A 20,777-nucleotide genomic window follows, 5' to 3' on the forward strand; every position below is an offset into this window, starting at 1 on the left:
AGCAAACGTTTGGTATTTAAGCGGGAGATAACCGCCCGTAAATGCCCGATTGGTTCAACTAATAATCGCAGAGGATGAACAAAATCCCCACTGATTATAGTTTCACTTTATCCACTCACCAAATATTATTATTCCTGTCCCCCTTGTAAATGCCTATTTTCAGAAAAGTTTGCTATAATATAAGAAATAATTAAGGTGGTGGGACTATGGAGACAACGGAATTCCATGATACAATACAAGCCTTTTCTATTTTTTTATTGAATAAAGGCCGAAAACCCTCAACTATTAAACGTTATGTTTATGACGTTGAAGACTTCGGACATTGGTTAGAAAAAAACAAAAAGCTCCCTTCCAGTAATATATGGGCTACACTTTGTACAAAAGACTACGAAGATTACTTTTCCGATTTAAAAACGAATCGACATTACTCAGAAAAAACGATGCATCGTGTATTTACTGTATTAAATAGAATGCATCACTTTCTAAACATTCCCAATCCATTGAAGAATATGGAAATATCTATTCAACCAGACCGTACACTTCGTAACGAAGATTTCATTTCACCTGATGAAGAAAAAAGATTAAAGTATATAGTCACTTCATTAGAAGGACTTTCAGAAAAACAACTTCCTGTGCGCCCTTTATTAATGGATCGCAATATTGCTATTTTAAATCTATTGATCGACTACGGTTTATCCTTACAGGAACTTACAGCATTAACAATGCATCACGTTCACTTTGAAACTAACACATTGTCAATCCCAGCAACCGCAGGTGTAGAAAGAACAATTACATTAGCAAAAGAAGACAAAAAACAACTATATAATTATTACAAAAGTATCCCAGAACCAGTTCGTCCTAAGTATCATAGTTATGATTCATTGTTTGTCGCATTTGATTTTAACCGCGGAACATACAGGTGGGTATATGAAAATGATGCACCAAAGGCATTAACGGAAATTGCTATACAAAAAATGATTCGCCTCGAAGTGGCTAGAGCCAATTTACGTAAAGGAATTTCAGGACAACATTTTCGTAACACCTATATTTTAAACTTAATAAAAAAAGAAACTCCTGAATCAGAAATTATAAAACTCGCTGGATTCAAATCAAAAATTTCATTAAAGCGATATTATCAATACGCAGAAAATAGAAAAAACGCCTTATTGTAAGGCGTTTTTTCTATTTTTTCTTTAAACAAACGATTTTACTATGACCATTTAACTAATTTCTGCATCTACTATGATGAGTTTCGTTCACATTTTCGTGAGAAAGGAGAGATTTAATGTCTCGTTATAACGACAATCAAAACAAATTCTCCAAACCATGCTTTCCAAGTAGCGCTGGACGAATCCCAAATACTCCATCAATCCCAATTACTAAAGCTCAACTTAGAACATTTCGTGCGATTATTATTGATTTAACAAAAATAATCCCAACACTTTTTGCAAATCCATCTCCCCAAAATATTGAAGATCTAATCGATACATTGAACCTACTAAGTAAATTTATTTGTTCACTAGACGCTACTTCCTCCCTGAAAGCACAAGGGTTAGCTATTATTAAAAACTTAATAACTATATTAAGAAATCCAACCTTTGTAGCAAGCGCTGTATTTATTGAGCTTCAAAATCTCATTAACTATTTACTATACATTACAAAATTATTCCGAATTGACCCTTGCACACTTCAAGAGCTTCTTAAATTAATAGCAGCATTACAAACTGCTCTAGTTAATTCTGCTTCGTTCATTCAAGGACCTACCGGACCTACTGGACCAGCAGGCGCTACTGGTGCTACCGGACCTCGAGGTAACACGGGCGCTACTGGCGCTACCGGACCTCGAGGTAACACGGGCGCTACCGGTGCCACTGGACCTCAAGGTAACACGGGTGCTACCGGCGCTACCGGTGCCACTGGACCTCGAGGTAACACGGGCGCTACCGGCGCTACTGGACCTCAAGGTAACACGGGTGCTACTGGCGCTACTGGTGCTACTGGACCTCGAGGTAACACGGGCGCTACTGGCGCTACCGGACCTCAAGGTAACACGGGCGCTACTGGCGCTACCGGTGCCACTGGACCTCAAGGTAACACGGGTGCTACTGGCGCTACCGGTGCCACTGGACCTCAAGGTGCTCAAGGTAACACAGGTGCTACTGGTGCTACTGGACCTCAAGGTATTCAAGGTAACACAGGTGCTACCGGTGCTACTGGTATAGGAGTTACCGGACCTACCGGACCTTCTGGCGGGCCTCCTGGACCTACTGGACCTCAGGGACCTCAAGGTAACACAGGTGCTACCGGCGCTACTGGACCTCAGGGTGTTCAAGGTAACACAGGTGCTACTGGTGCTACTGGACCTCAAGGTGTTCAAGGTAACACAGGTGCTACCGGCGCTACTGGACCTCAAGGCGTTCAAGGTAACACAGGTGCTACTGGTGCTACTGGACCTCAAGGTGCTCAAGGTAACACAGGTGCTACTGGACCTCAAGGTGTTCAAGGCAACACAGGCGCTACCGGTACCACTGGACCTCAAGGCGTTCAAGGTAACACAGGTGCTACTGGTGCTACCGGACCTCAAGGTGCTCAAGGTAACACAGGTGCTACTGGTGCTACCGGACCTCAAGGTGCTCAAGGTAACACAGGTGCTACTGGTGCTACCGGACCTCAAGGTGCTCAAGGTAACACAGGTGCTACTGGTGCTACTGGACCTCAAGGTGTTCAAGGTAACACAGGTGCTACCGGCGCTACTGGACCTCAAGGCGTTCAAGGTAACACAGGTGCTACTGGTGCTACTGGACCTCAAGGTGCTCAAGGTAACACAGGTGCTACTGGACCTCAAGGTGTTCAAGGCAACACAGGCGCTACCGGTACCACTGGACCTCAAGGCGTTCAAGGTAACACAGGTGCTACTGGTGCTACCGGACCTCAAGGTGCTCAAGGTAACACAGGTGCTACTGGTGCTACCGGACCTCAAGGTGCTCAAGGTAACACAGGTGCTACTGGTGCTACCGGACCTCAAGGTGCTCAAGGTAACACAGGTGCTACTGGTGCTACCGGACCTCAAGGTGCTCAAGGTAACACAGGTGCTACTGGACCTCAAGGTGCTCAAGGTAACACGGGTGCTACTGGCGCTACTGGACCTCAGGGTGTTCAAGGTAACACAGGTGCTACTGGACCTCAAGGCGTTCAAGGTAACACAGGTGCTACTGGACCTCAAGGTGCTCAAGGTAACACGGGTGCTACTGGCGCTACTGGACCTCAGGGTGTTCAAGGTAACACAGGTGCTACTGGACCTCAAGGCGTTCAAGGTAACACAGGTGCTACTGGTGCTACCGGCGCTACTGGACCTCAAGGCGTTCAAGGTAACACAGGTGCTACTGGACCTCAAGGTGCTCAAGGTAACACAGGTGCTACTGGACCTCAAGGCGTTCAAGGTAACACAGGTGCTACTGGTGCTACCGGCGCTACTGGACCTCAAGGTGCTCAAGGTAACACAGGTGCTACTGGTGCTACCGGCGCTACTGGACCTCAGGGTGTTCAAGGTAACACAGGTGCTACTGGTGCCACTGGACCTCAAGGTGCTACTGGACCTCAAGGTGTTCAAGGTAACACAGGTGCTACCGGTGCCACTGGCGCTACTGGTATAGGAGTTACCGGACCTACCGGACCTTCTGGCGGGCCTCCTGGACCTACTGGACCTCAGGGACCTCAAGGTAACACAGGTGCTACCGGCGCTACTGGACCTCAGGGTGTTCAAGGTAACACAGGTGCTACTGGTGCTACTGGACCTCAAGGTGCTCAAGGTAACACAGGTGCTACTGGTGCTACTGGACCTCAAGGTGCTCAAGGTAACACAGGTGCTACTGGTGCCACTGGACCTCAAGGTGCTCAAGGTAACACAGGTGCTACTGGACCTCAAGGCGTTCAAGGTAACACAGGTGCTACTGGTGCCACTGGACCTCAAGGTGCTCAAGGTAACACAGGTGCTACTGGTGCCACTGGACCTCAAGGTGCTCAAGGTAACACGGGTGCTACTGGTGCTACCGGCGCTACTGGACCTCAAGGTGCTCAAGGTAACACAGGTGCTACTGGTGCCACTGGACCTCAAGGCGTTCAAGGTAACACAGGTGCTACCGGCGCTACTGGACCTCAAGGTGCTCAAGGTAACACGGGTGCTACTGGTGCCACTGGACCTCAAGGTGTTCAAGGTAACACAGGTGCTACCGGTGCCACTGGACCTCAAGGCGTTCAAGGTAACACGGGTGCTACCGGACCTCAAGGCATTCAAGGACCAACGGGTGCTACCGGCGCTACTGGTATAGGAGTTACTGGACCTACTGGACCTTCTGGTGGACCTACCGGACCTACTGGGCCAACTGGACCTAGCTTCCCTATAGCAACAATTGTTGTAACAAACAATATTCAGCAAACAGTACTGCAATTTAATAACTTTATTTTTAGTACTGCAATTAACGTAAACAATATTATCTTCAACGGCACAGATACAGTTACTGTTATTAACGGTGGTATTTATGTAATTAGCGTATCCATTTCTACAACTGCGCCAGGATGCGCTCCACTCGGAGTAGGAATTTCAATTAATGGAGCAGTCGCAACTGATAATTTCTCTTCAAATTTAATAGGCGACTCACTTTCATTTACTACAATCGAAACATTAGCAGCTGGTGCAAGAATTTCTGTTCAATCTACTCTTAATGAGATTACGATCCCTGCGACAGGAAATACTAACATCCGCCTTACTGTATTTAGAATCGCTTAAATTTCATCATAGATTGTTTATGACAAATAAAAAAAGAGCGAGGAAACTGAACTGCACCCCAATTGTTAGACACAGTCTAACAATTGGGGGTGCAGTTTTTCTATGGCTAAATTTACAGCTAATGAAAAAATACAAATCGTTCTACGTTATTTGAACGGAAATGAAAGTTATCGAGAAATAGGTAGATCGCTCGGTATAAATGACACAATCATTTTGAATTGGGTAAACCAATATAAACAGAATGGTCTGGAAGCTTTTCTAAAACGATGTACAAATTACACACAACAATTTAAACTAGACGTACTAAACTTTATGATTGAAAACGGTATGTCCTTATTTGAGACGGCAGCTATCTTTAATATTCCTGCCCCTTCAACGATTTCTGTTTGGAAAAAACAGCTCGAAACACAAGGAATTGATGCCCTTCAATCTAAGAAAAAGGGGCGTCCATCCATGAAAAAAGATTCAAATAAACAATTAAAACAACCTTTAGCTGAAGGGTCAGTCGAAGCACTTGAAGCACGCATTAAACAGCTTGAGATGGAAAATGAGTACTTAAAAAAGTTAAATGCCTTAGTTCAAAACAAGGAAAAATCACAAAACAAGACAAAGCGCAAGTAGTCTATGAATTAAGGCATAAATATTCGGTGAAGGCACTCGTGGAGCTAGCTACTATTCCTCGAAGCACGTATTATGATTTAGTAAAGAAAATGAATCGTCCAGATGTAGATGCCGATTTGAAAATTGAGATTAAAGCGATTTATGAGGAAAATGAAGGTCGTTATGGTTACCGTCGCATTCGTGATGAATTAACGAATCGTGGCCAGAAAGTGAACCACAAGAAGGTTCAGCGCATTATGAAAGAGCTTGGGTTAAAGTGTGTTGTGCGTATGAAGAAATATAAATCCTATAAAGGAAAAGTCGGTAGAATTGCACTTAATATTTTAGAGCGTAATTTTCATACAGATGCACCGAATCAAAAGTGGGTAACAGACATCACAGAGTTTAAATTGTTTTGAGAGAAAAACTGTATGTATCACCTGTATTAGATTTGTATAATGGTGAAATTATTACCTATACAATTGGTTCTAGACCGACGTATTCGCTTGTTTCAGACATGTTAGAGAAAGCATTGGAACGTTTACCTGAAACCCACCAGCTACTGATGCATTCGGATCAAGGATGGCATTATCAAATGAGACAGTACGTCCGGACACTTGAATCAAGAGCTATCGTCCAGAGTATGTCTCGAAAAGGCAACTGTTACGACAACGCAGTAATAGAAAATTTCTTTGGGATTATGAAGTCGGAGTTCCTCTACATAAAAGAATTTGAAAATGTAGAGCACTTTAAAATAGAATTAGAAAAATATATAGATTATTATAATACGAAACGGATTAAGGCAAAATTAAAAATGAGCCCGGTACAATACCGGACTCACTTTTATCAAGCTGCCTAATGAAATAACCGTGTCTAACTTTTAGGGGTCACTTCAAAACTCGCTCTTTTTTTATTATGTACAATAATTCATTACTATTCTAATTCAATTGAAACATTTTTTTGTGGTACAAATGTAGAAATTGCATGTTTATAAATAAGCTGTTGCTTACCTTCTGTTTCCAGCAGGACTGTAAAATTATCAAATCCTTTAATTAGTCCACGAAGCTGGAAACCATTTAATAAGTACAGCGTAACAAACGTATTTTCTTTACGGAGTTGATTTAAAAACTGATCTTGAATATTGATTGATTGCTTCATGTCGAATCCTCCTCTTTTTCTCTACTTACTATTATTCGACTTTACTTGTAACTTTCCTTCTATGTATCGTAAAATTTCTGACGTTTTTTCACCGTCTGTAACATCAAACCACGTGACATCCATTTTATTACGGAACCACGTTAATTGACGTTTTGCATAACGACGCGAATTCGTCTTTAATTGTGATACCGCATCTTCTAAAGGGGCTCGATTCTCAAAATAATCATAGATTTCTTTATAGCCAATCGCTTGAATAGATTGACAATCTCGTATCCCTCTATTATACAGACCTTCTACTTCCTCTAATAGGCCTTGTTCCATCATCAAATCCACTCGTAAGTTAATGCGATCGTATAGCATTTCTCGATCCATTGTCAAGCCAATTAATGAAACATCATAGAGTAACTCTTTTTCTTGTTTCTCAATTTGGTCACTCATTTTTTCACCCGTCGTGTGGAAAATTTCTAACGCCCGAATGACACGTCGTACATTATTTGCATGAATACGCTCCGCACTTTCCGGATCTACTTCTTGCAATTTTTTATGTACATATTCCACACCGCGTTCTAAAGCTAACTTTTCCATTTGCTCTCGGTATATCACATCACCAGCATCATCTGTAAACTGATAATCGAATAAAACAGATTGTATATAAAGACCGGTCCCACCAACTATAATTGGTAATTTACCACGTTCTGTAATTTCTCGAATATGTTTGCGAACACGTTCTTGAAATTCCGCGACAGAAAATGAATCTTCCGGATTTTTTATATCGACCATATAATGTGGAATTCCGTCCATCTCTGCTTGTGTTACCTTTGCAGTCCCAATATCCATCGTTCGATAGATTTGCATGGAATCACCACTAATAATTTCACCGTTCAACGCTTTGGCAAGATCGATACTTAACTTCGTCTTTCCAACAGCTGTTGGTCCAATGATGACAGCAACTTTTTCACGTTGCACTTCTCCCATAGCATTCAACTCTCTTTATGTAATATACTCCATCTATTGATTATACCCAATCTTACCAATTTTAACGGCATGATTGCAAGTTCTTTCATTTCGGTACATGAAATTACATATAAAAAAGAACATAGTTTGTCCAATTCTGCATATACATGATAAAAATAGTTTCGAGAGGATGAGTTAACTATGAAACAATCCACCATCAATTTTTCATCTTTGACAAAAGACCTCATTTTAGCTACTTCTACAAAAGAACAAAATTGTTCACAAGAGGAATTATACTTCGCCCTAAATTGTTTACTACGGGCTTTTCATTCTACTCTCCATGAAACAACATCACATCCAGAAAATAAAAATACAGAATATATACAAACACAATTTTGCAGTGCATATAAAATTATTACAGGTAAAACTATTTATCCCTTTCAATAATCCATAAAAAGCGGCTGCTTACATAATTTCAAGCAACCGCTTTTTATATTAATATCGATAACCTATTGTATAACTTTCACTTTTACAGATTTGCGCCCCCAGCTATTAGCACTACCATCTGAACCGACTAATACATCAATACGATTTCCTTTAATCGCACCACCAGTGTCTCCAGCAATCGCTTCTCCATATCCTTCTACCCATACTTTTGATCCAAGCGGAATTACTTTCGGATCAACAGCAATTACTTTCATATTTGGATTTGCTGTTAAATCATGCCCCATTGCAGTTAATACACGACCACCATACGAACCATTCTCACTCGGATCTGCTGTATATGCCGTCGCTTCTACTGTAATTTCACGACCACCAGTAGGCGCACTTGTTTCAGTAGATTTCGCAACTGGTTTTGCAGCCGGCTTTTCTTTTACCACAGGTTTACTTGATTCTACATTCTTAATAGAATCGTTACTCTTAACAGACTCTTTATTCTTAACTGCTGTATTATTTTTAACCGGCGCTTCTTCTTGAGCTACAACCTCTTTCTTTTCAATTACAGGTGCCGTTCCTGTTAAAAATGGCACGTGAACATATCCGACTTTTCCATTGTAGTCGAATTGTAACCATTCATTTTGAACTTGATTCGTCGTTTCAATCACATCATTTTTATTAAGTTTACCTAAAATTTCAGAATCAGTATTCGCTCCAGCACGAACATTTAATACGCCCGCCGTTACATAATATGTGCTCTTTGTAAAATCAGCACTTACAAACGCTTCCTTACCGTTTAACTTAATTTTTGTCCATCCATTCTCTGTATTTATAACATCTAGTGTATTCCCACTTAACACTTTACCTACAAGCTTTGACTCTACATTTGGGTTTTCTCTAACATTTAATACGTCTGTTGTTACAATTGTTTCCGCTTTAGCAGAACCCGCAAAAATCCCAAGACCAAAAACTGCTGCTGTTGCTATACTTAATAATTTTTTCATGAATAGCCTCCATTTGCTTTGTTTTCGTATTTTCATTATAGCAACAGATTTTTAGAATTTTTAGAAATCACACAATTACAAAGCATTCGTAATATACAATTAACGAGTTGTAACATAAATTTCCATATTAATAAAATGTAGTTCTCATACAATCTCCAGTGGTTTTCATATATTTTTCATATACGAGCACAAGAACTTTTTTCCAGAAAAAATTACAGTGTTACTTTTTTGTTACAAAAAATTCACAATTCGTTACATCTTTTACCAAAAAACATCAATATTCCATTGTTAACTTATTTTTTTGTAATAAAAAGAGAGCAGCTACTAAAAGCTACTCTCTTTTTATTTGTTATTGAACTTTCTTTTTCCAAACACCTAGCATAATAGCCGAGACAATTGTTCCAATTAATATAGAGAAAATATATAGTAACGGTTTATTTACTAACGCTATTACAAATAATCCACCATGCGGTGCCGGTAATGTAATTTGGAATAACATAGATAACGCACCTGCAATACTTGAACCAACAACACAACTTACGATTACTCGAACCGGATCTGCAGCTGCAAACGGAATCGCACCTTCTGTAATGAACGATGCCCCCATAATATAATTTGTTAAACCAGATTTACGTTCCGCTTCTGTAAACTTTGATTTAAAGAATGTAGTTGCGAATGCAATCGCAAGTGGCGGTACCATACCACCAGCCATAACTGCTGAGTGCACTCCAAAATTCTGTGCTTCTATTGCAGCAATACCAAACGTAAATGCCGCTTTATTAATTGGACCACCCATATCAATTGCCATCATACCACCTAAAATAAGACCTAGTAATATAGCATTCGTACCATTTAAACCATTTAACCACCCTGTCAACATTTCATTTAATGCTACTACAGGCGGAATTACTACTTTTTGCATTACAACTCCTGTAATCAATAATCCAAAGACTGGATATAACAAAACAGGTTTAATTCCTTCTAATTGTACTGGTAGTCCTGAAAATAATCTTTTTAACCCTAAAACAACATATCCAGCTAAGAAACCAGCAATTAATCCACCTAAAAATCCAGCATTCGCATTCGCCGCTAAAAATCCACCTACAACACCAGGCATAAAACCAGGACGATCAGCAATAGAGCTTGCAATAAATCCAGCTAAAATTGGTACAAGGAATAAAAATGCACCTGTTTTTCCTCCACCAATTGACATGAACAATTCAGCTAAAGGACCTTCCGCCTTTATACCACCAAACGAAAATGCTAGCGCTATTAAAATCCCGCCACCAACAACGAATGGAAGCATATTACTTACACCGCTCATTAAATGCTTATAAATTCCTAATCCTTTTTCTCTCTCAATACTTTCTGTTTTCCCATCCTCTTTTACACCTTTAAAGATTGGTGCATCTTGTTTGACAGCTCGTTTAAGCAGATTTTCCGTTTTTCTAATCCCATCAGCAACTGGCACTTGAATGACATGTTTACCAGCAAAACGATTCATTTCTACTTGTTTATCTGCCGCAACAATAATAGCTGTTGCACGTTCAATATCCTCTTTCGTTAAACCGTTTTTAATACCTGTTGATCCGTTCGTTTCAACTTTAATCGCTATTCCTAACTCTGCCGCTTTTGCTTTTAAGCTATCCGCCGCCATATATGTGTGAGCGATTCCAGTTGGGCAAGCTGTAACAGCAAGTACGTACGGTTCATTTCCTTCTGGTTTTGCGACTTCAATCTCTTCTTCTTTTTCATTCTCTTTTTCATCAAATAGTTGAAGAAGCTCACTTTCATCCTTCGCTTCTAATAGTTGCTTGCGAAACCCTTCATCCATTAATAATGTCGATAAACGAGACAACGTTTCTAAATGAGTATTATTCGCTCCTTCACTTGCAGCAATCATAAAGAATAAGTATGCCGGTTGTCCATCAAGCGACTCATAATTGATACCGCTTACACTTCTACCAAAACAAATCGATGGTTGTTTAACAGCCTTTGTCTTCGCATGAGGTATTGCAATACCTTCCCCTATTCCAGTCGTACTTTGGGACTCCCGCTTTAAAATAGCTTCTTTAAATTCCGTTTTACTATTTAAACGATTTGCCCCGTTTAATTTCTCAACTAATTCATCTATGACAGCTTCTTTATTTGAAGCTGTCAAATCCATAATGACTGTATCCCTTTTTAATAGTTCTGTAATTTTCATATGTTGCTTCCCCCTATCGCTTAGCTACAATTACTTGCGACAATAATTCTTCTACTTTTTCCTTCTTACATAAATCAGCTGAAAATGCTGTTGCACTCCCTGTTGCAACGCCGTATTGAAATGCCTTTTCAATATCTTTTGTTTGTTCATATTTGCCTACAAACCCTGCAACAAGAGAATCTCCGGCCCCAACTGAATTAATTACAACACCTTTTGGAACAGTCGCTTCATATATACCTTCTGCCGTAAATAATAAAGCTCCCTCTCCAGCCATCGATACGATAACGTGTTTTACACCTTGTTCAATTAATTTTCTTCCATAAGGTAAAATGTCTTCTACTGTTGAAAGCTCCACTCCAAACAACTCACCAAGTTCATGGTGGTTTGGCTTAATTAAAAATGGCTTATTTTTAATTACATGTTGCAGTGCACTTCCACTTGCATCTACTACTACACGAATACCTTTTTCAGCTCCAAACGCAGCAATTGATTCGTAAAAAGTACTTGGAATAGAGATCGGTACACTCCCAGCGAGTACAACACAATCTCCAGGTTGCATACTCTCAATTTTTTTCATTAACTGTTCGAACTGCTCTTTTGTTACAATAGGACCTTGGCCATTTAATTCTGTTTCTTCTTTCCCTTTTATTTTCACATTAATGCGAGTATCTTCATCTACTTGGACGAAGTTTGTTGTTACACCTTCGTCATGTAATACCTCTTTAATAAATTGACCAGTAAATCCACCAGTAAATCCAAGTGCTATATTTTTAACACCTAAACGCTGAAGAACACGAGAAACATTAATTCCTTTTCCTCCAGGAAACTTCATATCTTTCTCCGCTCGATTTATTGTTCCTAAATCAAAAGAAGGAACTTGCACTACATAATCAATAGATGGGTTTAAAGTAACTGTATAGATCATTGTTTATCAGCCTCAATTACATTGGTTTGTTTTTTATATTTTTCTAAATCAATTTCTAAATGGTTTGTAATAATATTTGCATCTTCAACATTTGCAATTTTCGCAAACGCAACTTCTGAAAACTTACTTTCATCAATTAAGAAATATCCTTCGTTTGCTAATGTTAGTGCCATTTGTTTTAGGAGCGCTTCTTCTGGATCTGGCGTTGTAAAGCCAAGCTGTTCATGTACACCATTTGCACCTAAAAAACATTTATCAAAGCGATACTTCTGCATACTTTCCTGTGCCATAGCACCGATTAAAGCTTTCGTCCTACTCTTCATCATTCCGCCTAGTAAATACGCACGAATATTATTTTCAACTAAAGCTTCAATATGCATAAGTCCATTCGTAACGACAGTAACATCTTTATTGATTAAAAATGGAATCATTTCAAATGTTGTACTCCCTGCATCTAAATAAATACAATCACCTTGTTCAACAACGCTAGCCGCATAATTAGCAATTTGTTGTTTTATTTGAATGTTTTTGGATGATTTTTCAACCATCGTTGGTTCTTGCCCTTTTCCTGTTAAAACAGCGGCACCACCATGAACTCTTTTTAATAACCTTTGCTTTTCCAATTGTGCTAAATCACGGCGAATTGTCGACTCAGAGCTTTCTGTTCTTTCAACTAATTGCTGTAATTTTACAACTTTCTGTTCTTTTACAAGTTGCAATATCATTTGATGACGTTCAGGAGTTAACATTTTATTCACCTCTTCTTTGATTACAGTATAATGAAAACGGTCACAAAAATCAACCATAAACAATCAAAAATAATCACAAACATTCATAAACGTTTATAAAAAGCAAAAAAAGAAACCTATTCGATCAAACAATCAAATAGGTTTCTTTTCTAAATTCACTTATAAAGAAGCTTTATATATACTTAGAACATCATCTTTATTTAATTTTTTAAAGTTACCAAATTCACCATACGCCATCGCTTTATTAGCCATTATATCAATTTCATTTTCTCCAATACCGTAATCAGCTAATGTTGCTGGCGCTTCAATCGAAGTCCAAAATTGACGCAGTGCCTCAATTCCTTCTAACGCCACTTCTTTATCTGTTTTTCCATCTGTTTCTATTTCAAATACACGAATAGCGAACTGTTTAAAACGACTTACATTTTCATCTACGACATGCTTCATCCAGTTAGGGAATAGAATTGCTAAGCCGCCTCCATGCGGTATATCATGAACAGCAGAAACTGCATGTTCAATATTATGAGTTGCCCAGTCACCTCTTACTCCCATCGCTAAAATACCATTTAACGCCATCGTTCCGCAATATAAAATTGTTTCCCTATGCTCATAATTTTCTAAATCACTTAAAAGCTTGGGAGCTGTCTCAATTACTGTTTTTAAAACAGATTCACAATAACGATCTTGTAGTTCTGTATTCGTTCCATGATGGAAATATTGTTCTAATACATGTGACATAATATCTACCATACCATAAATCGTTTGATCTCTCGGCACAGATGCAGTATGAACTGGATCTAAAATTGAAAACTGCGGGAATGTAACTGGGCTTCCCCATCCATACTTTTCATTCGTTTCCCAATTTGTAATTACCGAGCCTGCATTCATTTCAGAACCTGTCGCAGCAAGAGTAAGTACAGTACCAAATGGTAATGCCTCACTAGCAAATGCTTTTTTCGTTACAATATCCCATACATCTCCATCATATTTACTACCAGCAGCAATCGCTTTCGTACAGTCGATTACACTTCCTCCACCAACTGCTAAAATAAATTCGACTCCATTATCTTTACAAATTTGAATCCCTTTCTTTACAGTTGATACACGAGGATTCGGTTCAACACCCGTCAATTCAAATACTTCTGCATTAATATCCTTTAAAATAGAAATCACATTATCATAAATACCGTTTCTTTTAATACTGCCTCCTCCATATACGAGAAGAACCTTCTTACCAAACTGTGGAATTTCAGTTTTTAACTGTTCTAATTGATCTTTACCGAAAATAAGTTTCGTTGGATTACGAAATACAAAATTTTGCATATTTCTTTACCATCCCTTCTATTTGAAAAGCAACTATACTTTTGTATACCATATTTTTTTCATTTCACAAAAAGATTTGCTTAACAAAAAAGCCCCAGCCTAAAGGCTGAGACTTTTATTGATAATAAGGTGAGATCATTAAGTACACAATAACACCAGATAAACTTACATATAACCAAATTGGCATTGTCCAACGTACAATTTTACGGTGACGTGTTAATTGATTTGTAAAACCAAATACAAGTGCAAACAATGCAAGTGGTACGATAATTGCTGCTAGGATAATATGTGTAATTAAAATGATGAAATACACATATTTAATGAATCCTTCTCCGCCAAAATGTGTTGCCGGTGCTAAGTAATGATACGATAAATACGACACACAAAATAGTAAAGTTGTCGTAAATGCTGCAAGGATGAAACCACGATGCATTTTCACATTCTTTTTAATAATAGAGAATAACGCTGCTAATAAAAATACGAACGTAAAGCTATTAAAAATCGCGTTTAACATTGGTAAAATCGTTACATCAAAATGTACTTCTCCTTCATAGCCAACAGGTCCAAAGAACAAAAATAAAATAATCGCATTTACAATTACAGAAAGCGTTATCACAATAGGAGCATAGCTTTTCTGATTTGTTAATTGATCCACCAAAATGGTCACTCCCTCTTCCTTCAAGTATGTATACGTAACCTCACTATTTTAACATATTATTCACAGTGTAAATGTGACAATAGTTTGACACAGCAAGACAAAACAAAGAAAAAAATCCTTCTTAATAAAACTTCTTAAGAAGGATTTTATCGCTTTATTATTCAAATAGCAACGCGATTAATTTTTGTTAAAAAATGTATCGCTATATGCTTGAAAAATTTCAGACACTTGATATCCCATTAATGAAATTGCTGTTAATGAAAAGAAACCAATCATAAGAAATCGAAACCACATATAAATCTCCTCCTTGTATTTAGCTTAAAAAACGTTAGCTACCTTACAAGTTGCGTGGCACTCTTCATCATCACTTTCCTTCTTCTTTACAATTGCTGTAATAAATCGAATCATAAAGAAAACTACAAAAGGAAATTGTTCGTAATTCACATTGGCATAGTTTAGCAACGGCTCGCGCTGCACATCGAACGGAGATGAGAAGGAATAGAACATACCTTGCTCTTCCATATATACAATTACAATTTTCATGCAAAATACTATTCCTAGAAACGAAACAATATCTTGCCATTCTGTCGTATATAACAGGTTATACAGCTCTAATACGTACTCTTCCATCATCATCCCCCCTTCCTTTTTTACCATTTTGCTCGCCTTCGTATAAAAAGTCAAGAAAAAAGTTTATATCCACTATGACAATAGTAATTACTTGTTTCTATGATTATATATGATTCTTTTATAGCAATGACTGGGTGTAACTCTCTTCGAAAATAAGAAAATTAGAATCGAACAGATTCCTCATTCTTACTTTTAGGATTCAAAACTGTGCTATTTTTATTTCTATTAAAAATAAAATAAGAAAGTATGATAAGAACTGTAACAAACATTGTTAAAAGTGCTTGTGAACGTAAAGTATCAATTGCGAACATCGCAACTAAAACTGCTATAATAGCAGCAATTGTAACATACGTTACATACGGAAAAAGCCACATTTTCACTTTCAAATTTTTTTGTTCTACTTTCCCCATTTTTTTACGCATCTTTAAATGCGAAACTGCAATAACGAGATAAACTAGTAACGCAATCCCGCCAGATGCATTCACTAAAAACAAAAAGACTTTATCTGGAGAAATGTAACTAAAAACAACTCCAATATAAGCGAAGACCGTTCCAAATAAAACCGCTCGAACAGGAACACCACTACTGTTCAATTTTAAAAATGACTTTGGCGCATCTCCTCTTTCTGCCATTGAAAAAAGCATTCTTGAATTTGTATATAAGCCTGAATTTAAGCAAGAAAGTACAGCTGTTAAAACGATAAAATTCATAATTTGTGCTGCCGCTGGTATTCCTATATGTTCAAGTACAGCTACAAATGGACTTTTTAATATGTTAGCTGAATTCCATGGCAGTAGCGTAACAACTACCGCTATAGACCCAATAAAAAATACAAGAATACGCCAAATCACACTGTTTGTTGCTGTTTTTACTGCTTTTACAGGTTCTGCAGATTCACCAGCCGCTACTGCTACAATCTCTGATCCCATAAATGAAAATATAACAACAGTAATTCCAAGCAAGACCGAACTTATACCGTTTGGCATAAACCCACCTTGTCCAATTAAATTCGAAGTGCCGGGTGCTTCTGTTCCTGGAACAAATCCTAAAATAACAGCAAGACCTAGACAAAGGAACAAAACAATACTTATTACTTTAATAAAAGAAAACCAATATTCAAACTCTCCAAATGATTTCACCGAAAAAACGTTCGTCAGCGTTAATAAAATTGTTAATATTAAACTTAATAACCATAGCGGTATTTGTGGAATCCAATATTGGATAATACCAGCACCTGCTGTGGCTTCTATTGCAATAACAATTACCCAGAAAAACCAGTATAACCAGCCTATTGTATAACCCGCCCATGGACCAAGTGCTTCTCTTGCATACGTTGCAAATGAACCACTTGTCGGATTTACAGCTGCCATTTCTCCTAGCATTCTCATGACGAAAATGACTAGAAGTCCTGCTAATGCATATGAAACGATAGAACCAGGTCCTGCCGAATGTACAACGGCACCACTTCCAACAAACAAACCAGCCCCTATTACGCCGCCAATTGAGATCATTGTAATGTGGCGTATTTTGAGATCTTTCTTTAGATTTTTATCCAACTCTTGTACATCCCCTTCCAAACTAAATTTTGAAATTTATGTAAGAGTACTGTGCGAAAGATTTTGTTCTATACGTTAAAATATATCAAAATATTCTGAATTTAACAATTGCAATTCAATCTCCTTCAAAAATTATTTCATTAGGTTTAATACTTTCCCACACACAATTGTTGAGAAAATTATAGTCCTCTTACGAAAGAAAGAATTTTCAGATATTATTAAATAAACAAGATTATACATCTAGACAACTTTTTGTATAGGAGTGTTGATATGTTAAACAAGTTCAAATTTTTTTGTTGTATTTTAGTACTGTTCTTACTACTACCGCTATCCCCTTTCCAAACACAAGCAGCAAACAATTTAGGTTCAAAATTACTCGTTGGATACTGGCATAACTTTGATAACGGTACTGGCATTATTAAATTAAAAGACGTTTCACCAAAATGGGATGTAATCAATGTATCTTTTGGTGAAACTGGTGGTGATCGTTCCACTGTTGAATTTTCTCCTGTGTATGGTACAGATGCAGACTTCAAATCAGATATTTCTTATTTAAAAAGTAAAGGAAAGAAAGTAGTTCTTTCAATAGGAGGACAAAATGGAGTCGTTTTACTTCCTGACAATGCCGCTAAGCAACGTTTTATTAATTCCATACAATCTCTAATCGATAAATACGGTTTTGATGGAATAGATATTGACCTTGAATCAGGTATTTACTTAAACGGAAATGACATTAATTTCAAAAACCAAACTACTCCCCAAATCGTAAATCTTATATCAGCTATTCGAACAATCTCAGATCATTATGGTCCAGATTTTCTATTAAGCATGGCTCCTGAAACAGCCTATGTTCAAGGCGGTTATAGCGCATACGGAAGTATCTGGGGTGCATATTTACCAATTATTTACGGAGTGAAAGATAAACTAACATACATTCACGTTCAACACTACAACGCTGGCAGCGGGGTTGGAATGGACGGTAATAACTACAATCAAGGTACTGCAGACTACGAAGTCGCTATGGCAGATATGCTCTTACATGGTTTTCCTGTAGGTGGTAATCCAAATAACATTTTCCCAGCTCTTCGCTCAGATCAAGTTATGATTGGGCTTCCAGCAGCACCAGCGGCAGCTCCAAGTGGTGGATACATTTCGCCAACTGAAATGAAAAAAGCTTTAAATTATATCATTAAAGGAGTTCCGTTCGGAGGAAAGTATAAACTTTCTAACCAAAGTGGCTATCCTGCATTCCGCGGCCTAATGTCTTGGTCTATTAATTGGGATGCAAAAAACAACTTTGAATTCTCTAATAATTACAGAACATATTTTGATACTCTTCCCTTGCAAAAATAATAAAAAACAACAATAGGTTATAGGACCTATTGTTGTTTTTTATTTACCATAAATTACCATATCTCGTTCATCAAAATCAAATTGAGAATGATGATGTGGAATTGAATACATTAGTTACTATTTTGCTTCAATACAAATACTGAAAGTTCTGGTACACTCCAAAATCTAACAGGCATTCGGGTTGTCCCAATACCTCGATTTACATATAAATATAACAGCTTACTCTTCCCCTCTACTTCATACATACCTTCAACATAGCTCTCAGCTAGTTTGGTAGTAATTAATGGACCTACGAAAGGAATTTGGACTTGTCCTCCGTGACTATGTCCTGACAGTTGAAGATCCACTGGGTAACGATTTATTTTGGTTACAACATCCGGCTCATGTACTAATAACATGTTGAAATCATCTTGTTTCAAGTTTTTTAAAGTTGAATCTATTTGCGGCTTCCCTAATAGAAAATCATCCAAACCTGATATTGTAATATATTTGCCGTTTTCCACTTTAATTTTCTGCACTTCATTTACTAATACAGAAAAACCAGCTTCCTCCATATATTTTTTGTAAAATAAACTACCGCCCCCGCCCCTATCATGATTCCCAAACACAGCATATTTCCCTAAGGGAGCGTAAATTTTCTGCAAAATAGCCTTCGCTGCTTCTCTTTCCGCACTATAAGACCCAAATTTATCTATTAAATCTCCGGTAAAAACTACTATATCTGGATGTAATTCATTCATCTTCTCCACTAAATGTTCAAGTTGTTTCAGTGTAAACTCTGGTCCTAAATGTACATCTGAAAACTGCAATATTTTTTTATTATTAAACTCTTTAGGAATTGTAGAAGCTTCTATTTCATTCCACGTAACGGTTACTAGTTTTCGTTCTATTTCTGTCGCATAATAATACAAACTTACTGGTATCATTAATATACTTATAAAACTAATAATAAATATCTTTACGATTGATTTTTTTCGTTCTTTTTTTACATGATTCGTATTCATGTTTTCACCTCTAGAAACACTTTAAATCCTTATTGTTACATTCATGTGACAATATGAACAATGTTATCAATATGTAATTTCCTCTCTATTCACTTTGACAATTTTATACAGAAGTCATAACATATTTTTATAATACATAGATTTTTGAAATTTTTCCTATTCATTTCATCATTTTATTACGGAGGGATTATTCATGTCTGTATTTACACCAGAAGAAATTACGGAACTTGCTGCGAATTCAGGAAGAAAAAAAGCTCATTTATCATTGCTCCCTATGCTAATTCTTGGTTTTTTTGGTGGCGCTTTTATCGCATTAGGGTATTTACTCGATATTCATGTTATTGGGACAATGCCAAAATATTGGGGATCATTTTCTAGTTTTCTAGGCGCTGCTGTATTCCCTGTTGGTCTCATTCTCGTTATTCTTGCAGGCGGTGAACTAGTAACTGGTAACATGATGACAGTTTCTATGGCCTGGCTCCAAAAGAAAATTACTTTATTTTATTTCATACGAAATTTAGTTATTGTTACATTTAGCAATTTCATAGGAGCTGTATTCGTAGCCTATTTTTTCGGTCATATCGTCGGCTTAACTGAAGGAGCTTTTTTAGCGAAAACTATTTCTATCGCTCAAGCGAAACTACAAGATACACCATTGCAAGCATTTATTTCTGCAATCAGATGTAATTGGCTCGTTTGTTTAGCTGTTTGGCTCAGTATGGGAAGTAAAGAATTTATCGGAAAGATTATCGGTATTTGGTTCCCAGTTATGACTTTTGTTGCGATTGGATTTCAACACGTTGTAGCAAATATGTTTGTCATCCCAGCCGCAATTTTTGCCGGTCATTTCACTTGGGCTGAATATTTTCCAAACTTTATTTTTGTTTTCTTTGGAAATTTAGTAGGAGGTATGTTATTTGTAGCACTACCTTACTTCATATCTTATAATAAGAAACTACCTTCTCATCAAGAGAAGACTGAAATGAAGAACAAATCTCTGTCCGCTTAAATGGAATGTCTATAAAATGTCCTAAAAAATATTACAAATTTCATTTTTTTTGCGAATATATGTACGTACACTTGTTCTCGAATGTTTTATACGTTATAATAACAACTTAAATAGCATTATTTACATATGAGGTGAAAAACATGAACAAAACAGAATTAATTAAAAACGTAGCACAAAATGCTGAGATTTCTCAAAAAGAAGCTACTGTAGTTGTACAAACTGTAGTAGAATCAATCACTAACACTTTAGCTGCTGGTGAAAAAGTACAACTTATCGGATTCGGTACATTCGAAGTTCGTGAAAGAGCTGCTCGTACAGGCCGTAACCCACAAACTGGTGAAGAAATGCAAATCGCAGCTTCTAAAGTACCTGCTTTCAAAGCTGGTAAAGAACTAAAAGAAGCTGTAAAATAATGAAAAATATC

The 20,777-nt window shown here is 37.6% G+C and carries 17 protein-coding genes and 1 pseudogene; 7 read left to right on the forward strand and 11 right to left on the reverse strand.

Annotated elements, in window-relative coordinates; all coding sequences use genetic code 11:
• The first annotated feature begins 206 nt into the window (after window positions 1–206).
• The 3 genes and pseudogenes from QCI81_RS05490 to QCI81_RS05500 all read left to right on the forward strand — a co-directional run bounded on the left by QCI81_RS05490 (window position 207) and on the right by QCI81_RS05500 (window position 6,245).
• Window positions 207–1,172, forward strand: coding sequence for a tyrosine-type recombinase/integrase (locus QCI81_RS05490; RefSeq protein ID WP_098852930.1), 966 nt, complete (start codon window positions 207–209; stop codon window positions 1,170–1,172).
• A 113-nt stretch (window positions 1,173–1,285) separates the two neighbouring features.
• Window positions 1,286–4,786 carry a Gly-Xaa-Xaa repeat protein gene (locus tag QCI81_RS05495; protein WP_353810632.1) on the forward strand — a complete coding sequence of 1,167 codons (3,501 nt, stop codon included), beginning with the start codon at window positions 1,286–1,288 and terminating at the stop codon, window positions 4,784–4,786.
• Between the two features lie 102 nt (window positions 4,787–4,888).
• Window positions 4,889–6,245, forward strand: a pseudogene (locus QCI81_RS05500) (IS3 family transposase).
• Window positions 6,246–6,319: 74 nt separating this feature from the next.
• On the opposite strand, the gene hfq reads toward QCI81_RS05500, so the two are convergent.
• Together hfq and miaA are read right to left on the reverse strand one after the other, a co-directional pair.
• Window positions 6,320–6,544 carry an RNA chaperone Hfq gene (hfq, locus tag QCI81_RS05505; RefSeq protein ID WP_000813896.1) on the reverse strand — a complete coding sequence of 75 codons (225 nt, stop codon included), beginning with the start codon at window positions 6,542–6,544 and terminating at the stop codon, window positions 6,320–6,322.
• Between the two features lie 21 nt (window positions 6,545–6,565).
• Window positions 6,566–7,519 carry a tRNA (adenosine(37)-N6)-dimethylallyltransferase MiaA gene (miaA, locus tag QCI81_RS05510; protein ID WP_000504953.1) on the reverse strand — a complete coding sequence of 318 codons (954 nt, stop codon included), beginning with the start codon at window positions 7,517–7,519 and terminating at the stop codon, window positions 6,566–6,568.
• Between the two features lie 180 nt (window positions 7,520–7,699).
• Between miaA and QCI81_RS05515 the strand changes: the two genes are divergently transcribed.
• Window positions 7,700–7,945, forward strand: coding sequence for a hypothetical protein (locus QCI81_RS05515; RefSeq protein WP_000814431.1), 246 nt, complete (start codon window positions 7,700–7,702; stop codon window positions 7,943–7,945).
• A 62-nt stretch (window positions 7,946–8,007) separates the two neighbouring features.
• Here the strand turns inward: QCI81_RS05515 and entD are convergent, their stop codons facing one another.
• The 8 genes from entD to gabP form a co-directional block, all read right to left on the reverse strand.
• Window positions 8,008–8,940, reverse strand: a complete 933-nt coding sequence (gene entD / locus QCI81_RS05520) for a cell wall-binding protein EntD (protein ID WP_023522798.1) — start codon at window positions 8,938–8,940, stop codon at window positions 8,008–8,010.
• Window positions 8,941–9,289: 349 nt separating this feature from the next.
• Window positions 9,290–11,146, reverse strand: coding sequence for a PTS fructose transporter subunit IIABC (locus QCI81_RS05525; protein ID WP_063548405.1), 1,857 nt, complete (start codon window positions 11,144–11,146; stop codon window positions 9,290–9,292).
• A gap of 13 nt (window positions 11,147–11,159) precedes the next feature.
• Window positions 11,160–12,071, reverse strand: a complete 912-nt coding sequence (pfkB, locus tag QCI81_RS05530; protein ID WP_000640853.1) for a 1-phosphofructokinase — start codon at window positions 12,069–12,071, stop codon at window positions 11,160–11,162.
• Entirely contained in the window at window positions 12,068–12,820 is a 753-nt protein-coding gene (locus QCI81_RS05535; protein WP_000957288.1) for a DeoR/GlpR family DNA-binding transcription regulator, read from the reverse strand. Before QCI81_RS05535 ends, pfkB begins: the two co-directional genes overlap by 4 nt.
• A gap of 159 nt (window positions 12,821–12,979) precedes the next feature.
• Window positions 12,980–14,143, reverse strand: coding sequence for an iron-containing alcohol dehydrogenase (locus QCI81_RS05540; protein WP_001179068.1), 1,164 nt, complete (start codon window positions 14,141–14,143; stop codon window positions 12,980–12,982).
• Between the two features lie 115 nt (window positions 14,144–14,258).
• Entirely contained in the window at window positions 14,259–14,801 is a 543-nt protein-coding gene (locus QCI81_RS05545; protein WP_071729867.1) for a DUF420 domain-containing protein, read from the reverse strand.
• A 318-nt stretch (window positions 14,802–15,119) separates the two neighbouring features.
• Window positions 15,120–15,458: a hypothetical protein gene (locus tag QCI81_RS05550; protein ID WP_003271231.1), complete on the reverse strand. Its 339-nt coding sequence runs from the start codon at window positions 15,456–15,458 to the stop codon at window positions 15,120–15,122.
• Between the two features lie 134 nt (window positions 15,459–15,592).
• Entirely contained in the window at window positions 15,593–16,987 is a 1,395-nt protein-coding gene (gabP, locus tag QCI81_RS05555) for a GABA permease (protein WP_353810633.1), read from the reverse strand.
• Window positions 16,988–17,257: 270 nt separating this feature from the next.
• On the opposite strand from gabP, the gene QCI81_RS05560 reads away from it, so the two are divergent.
• Window positions 17,258–18,340: a chitinase gene (locus QCI81_RS05560; RefSeq protein ID WP_353810634.1), complete on the forward strand. Its 1,083-nt coding sequence runs from the start codon at window positions 17,258–17,260 to the stop codon at window positions 18,338–18,340.
• A gap of 110 nt (window positions 18,341–18,450) precedes the next feature.
• Here QCI81_RS05560 and QCI81_RS05565 read toward each other — a convergent pair whose 3' ends face one another.
• Complete coding sequence (locus QCI81_RS05565) at window positions 18,451–19,344, reverse strand: metallophosphoesterase (protein WP_075718845.1); 894 nt, start codon at window positions 19,342–19,344, stop codon at window positions 18,451–18,453.
• Between the two features lie 193 nt (window positions 19,345–19,537).
• On the opposite strand from QCI81_RS05565, the gene QCI81_RS05570 reads away from it, so the two are divergent.
• Window positions 19,538–20,353: a formate/nitrite transporter family protein gene (locus tag QCI81_RS05570; RefSeq protein ID WP_353810635.1), complete on the forward strand. Its 816-nt coding sequence runs from the start codon at window positions 19,538–19,540 to the stop codon at window positions 20,351–20,353.
• A gap of 140 nt (window positions 20,354–20,493) precedes the next feature.
• Window positions 20,494–20,766 (forward strand): HU family DNA-binding protein, encoded by a 273-nt coding sequence (locus tag QCI81_RS05575; protein WP_001043904.1) that lies wholly within the window; start codon window positions 20,494–20,496, stop codon window positions 20,764–20,766.
• Window positions 20,767–20,777 lie beyond the last annotated feature (11 nt).

The sequence above is a fragment of the Bacillus cereus group sp. MG20 genome, from assembly GCF_040459885.1.
GTDB lineage: Bacteria > Bacillota > Bacilli > Bacillales > Bacillaceae_G > Bacillus_A > Bacillus_A cereus.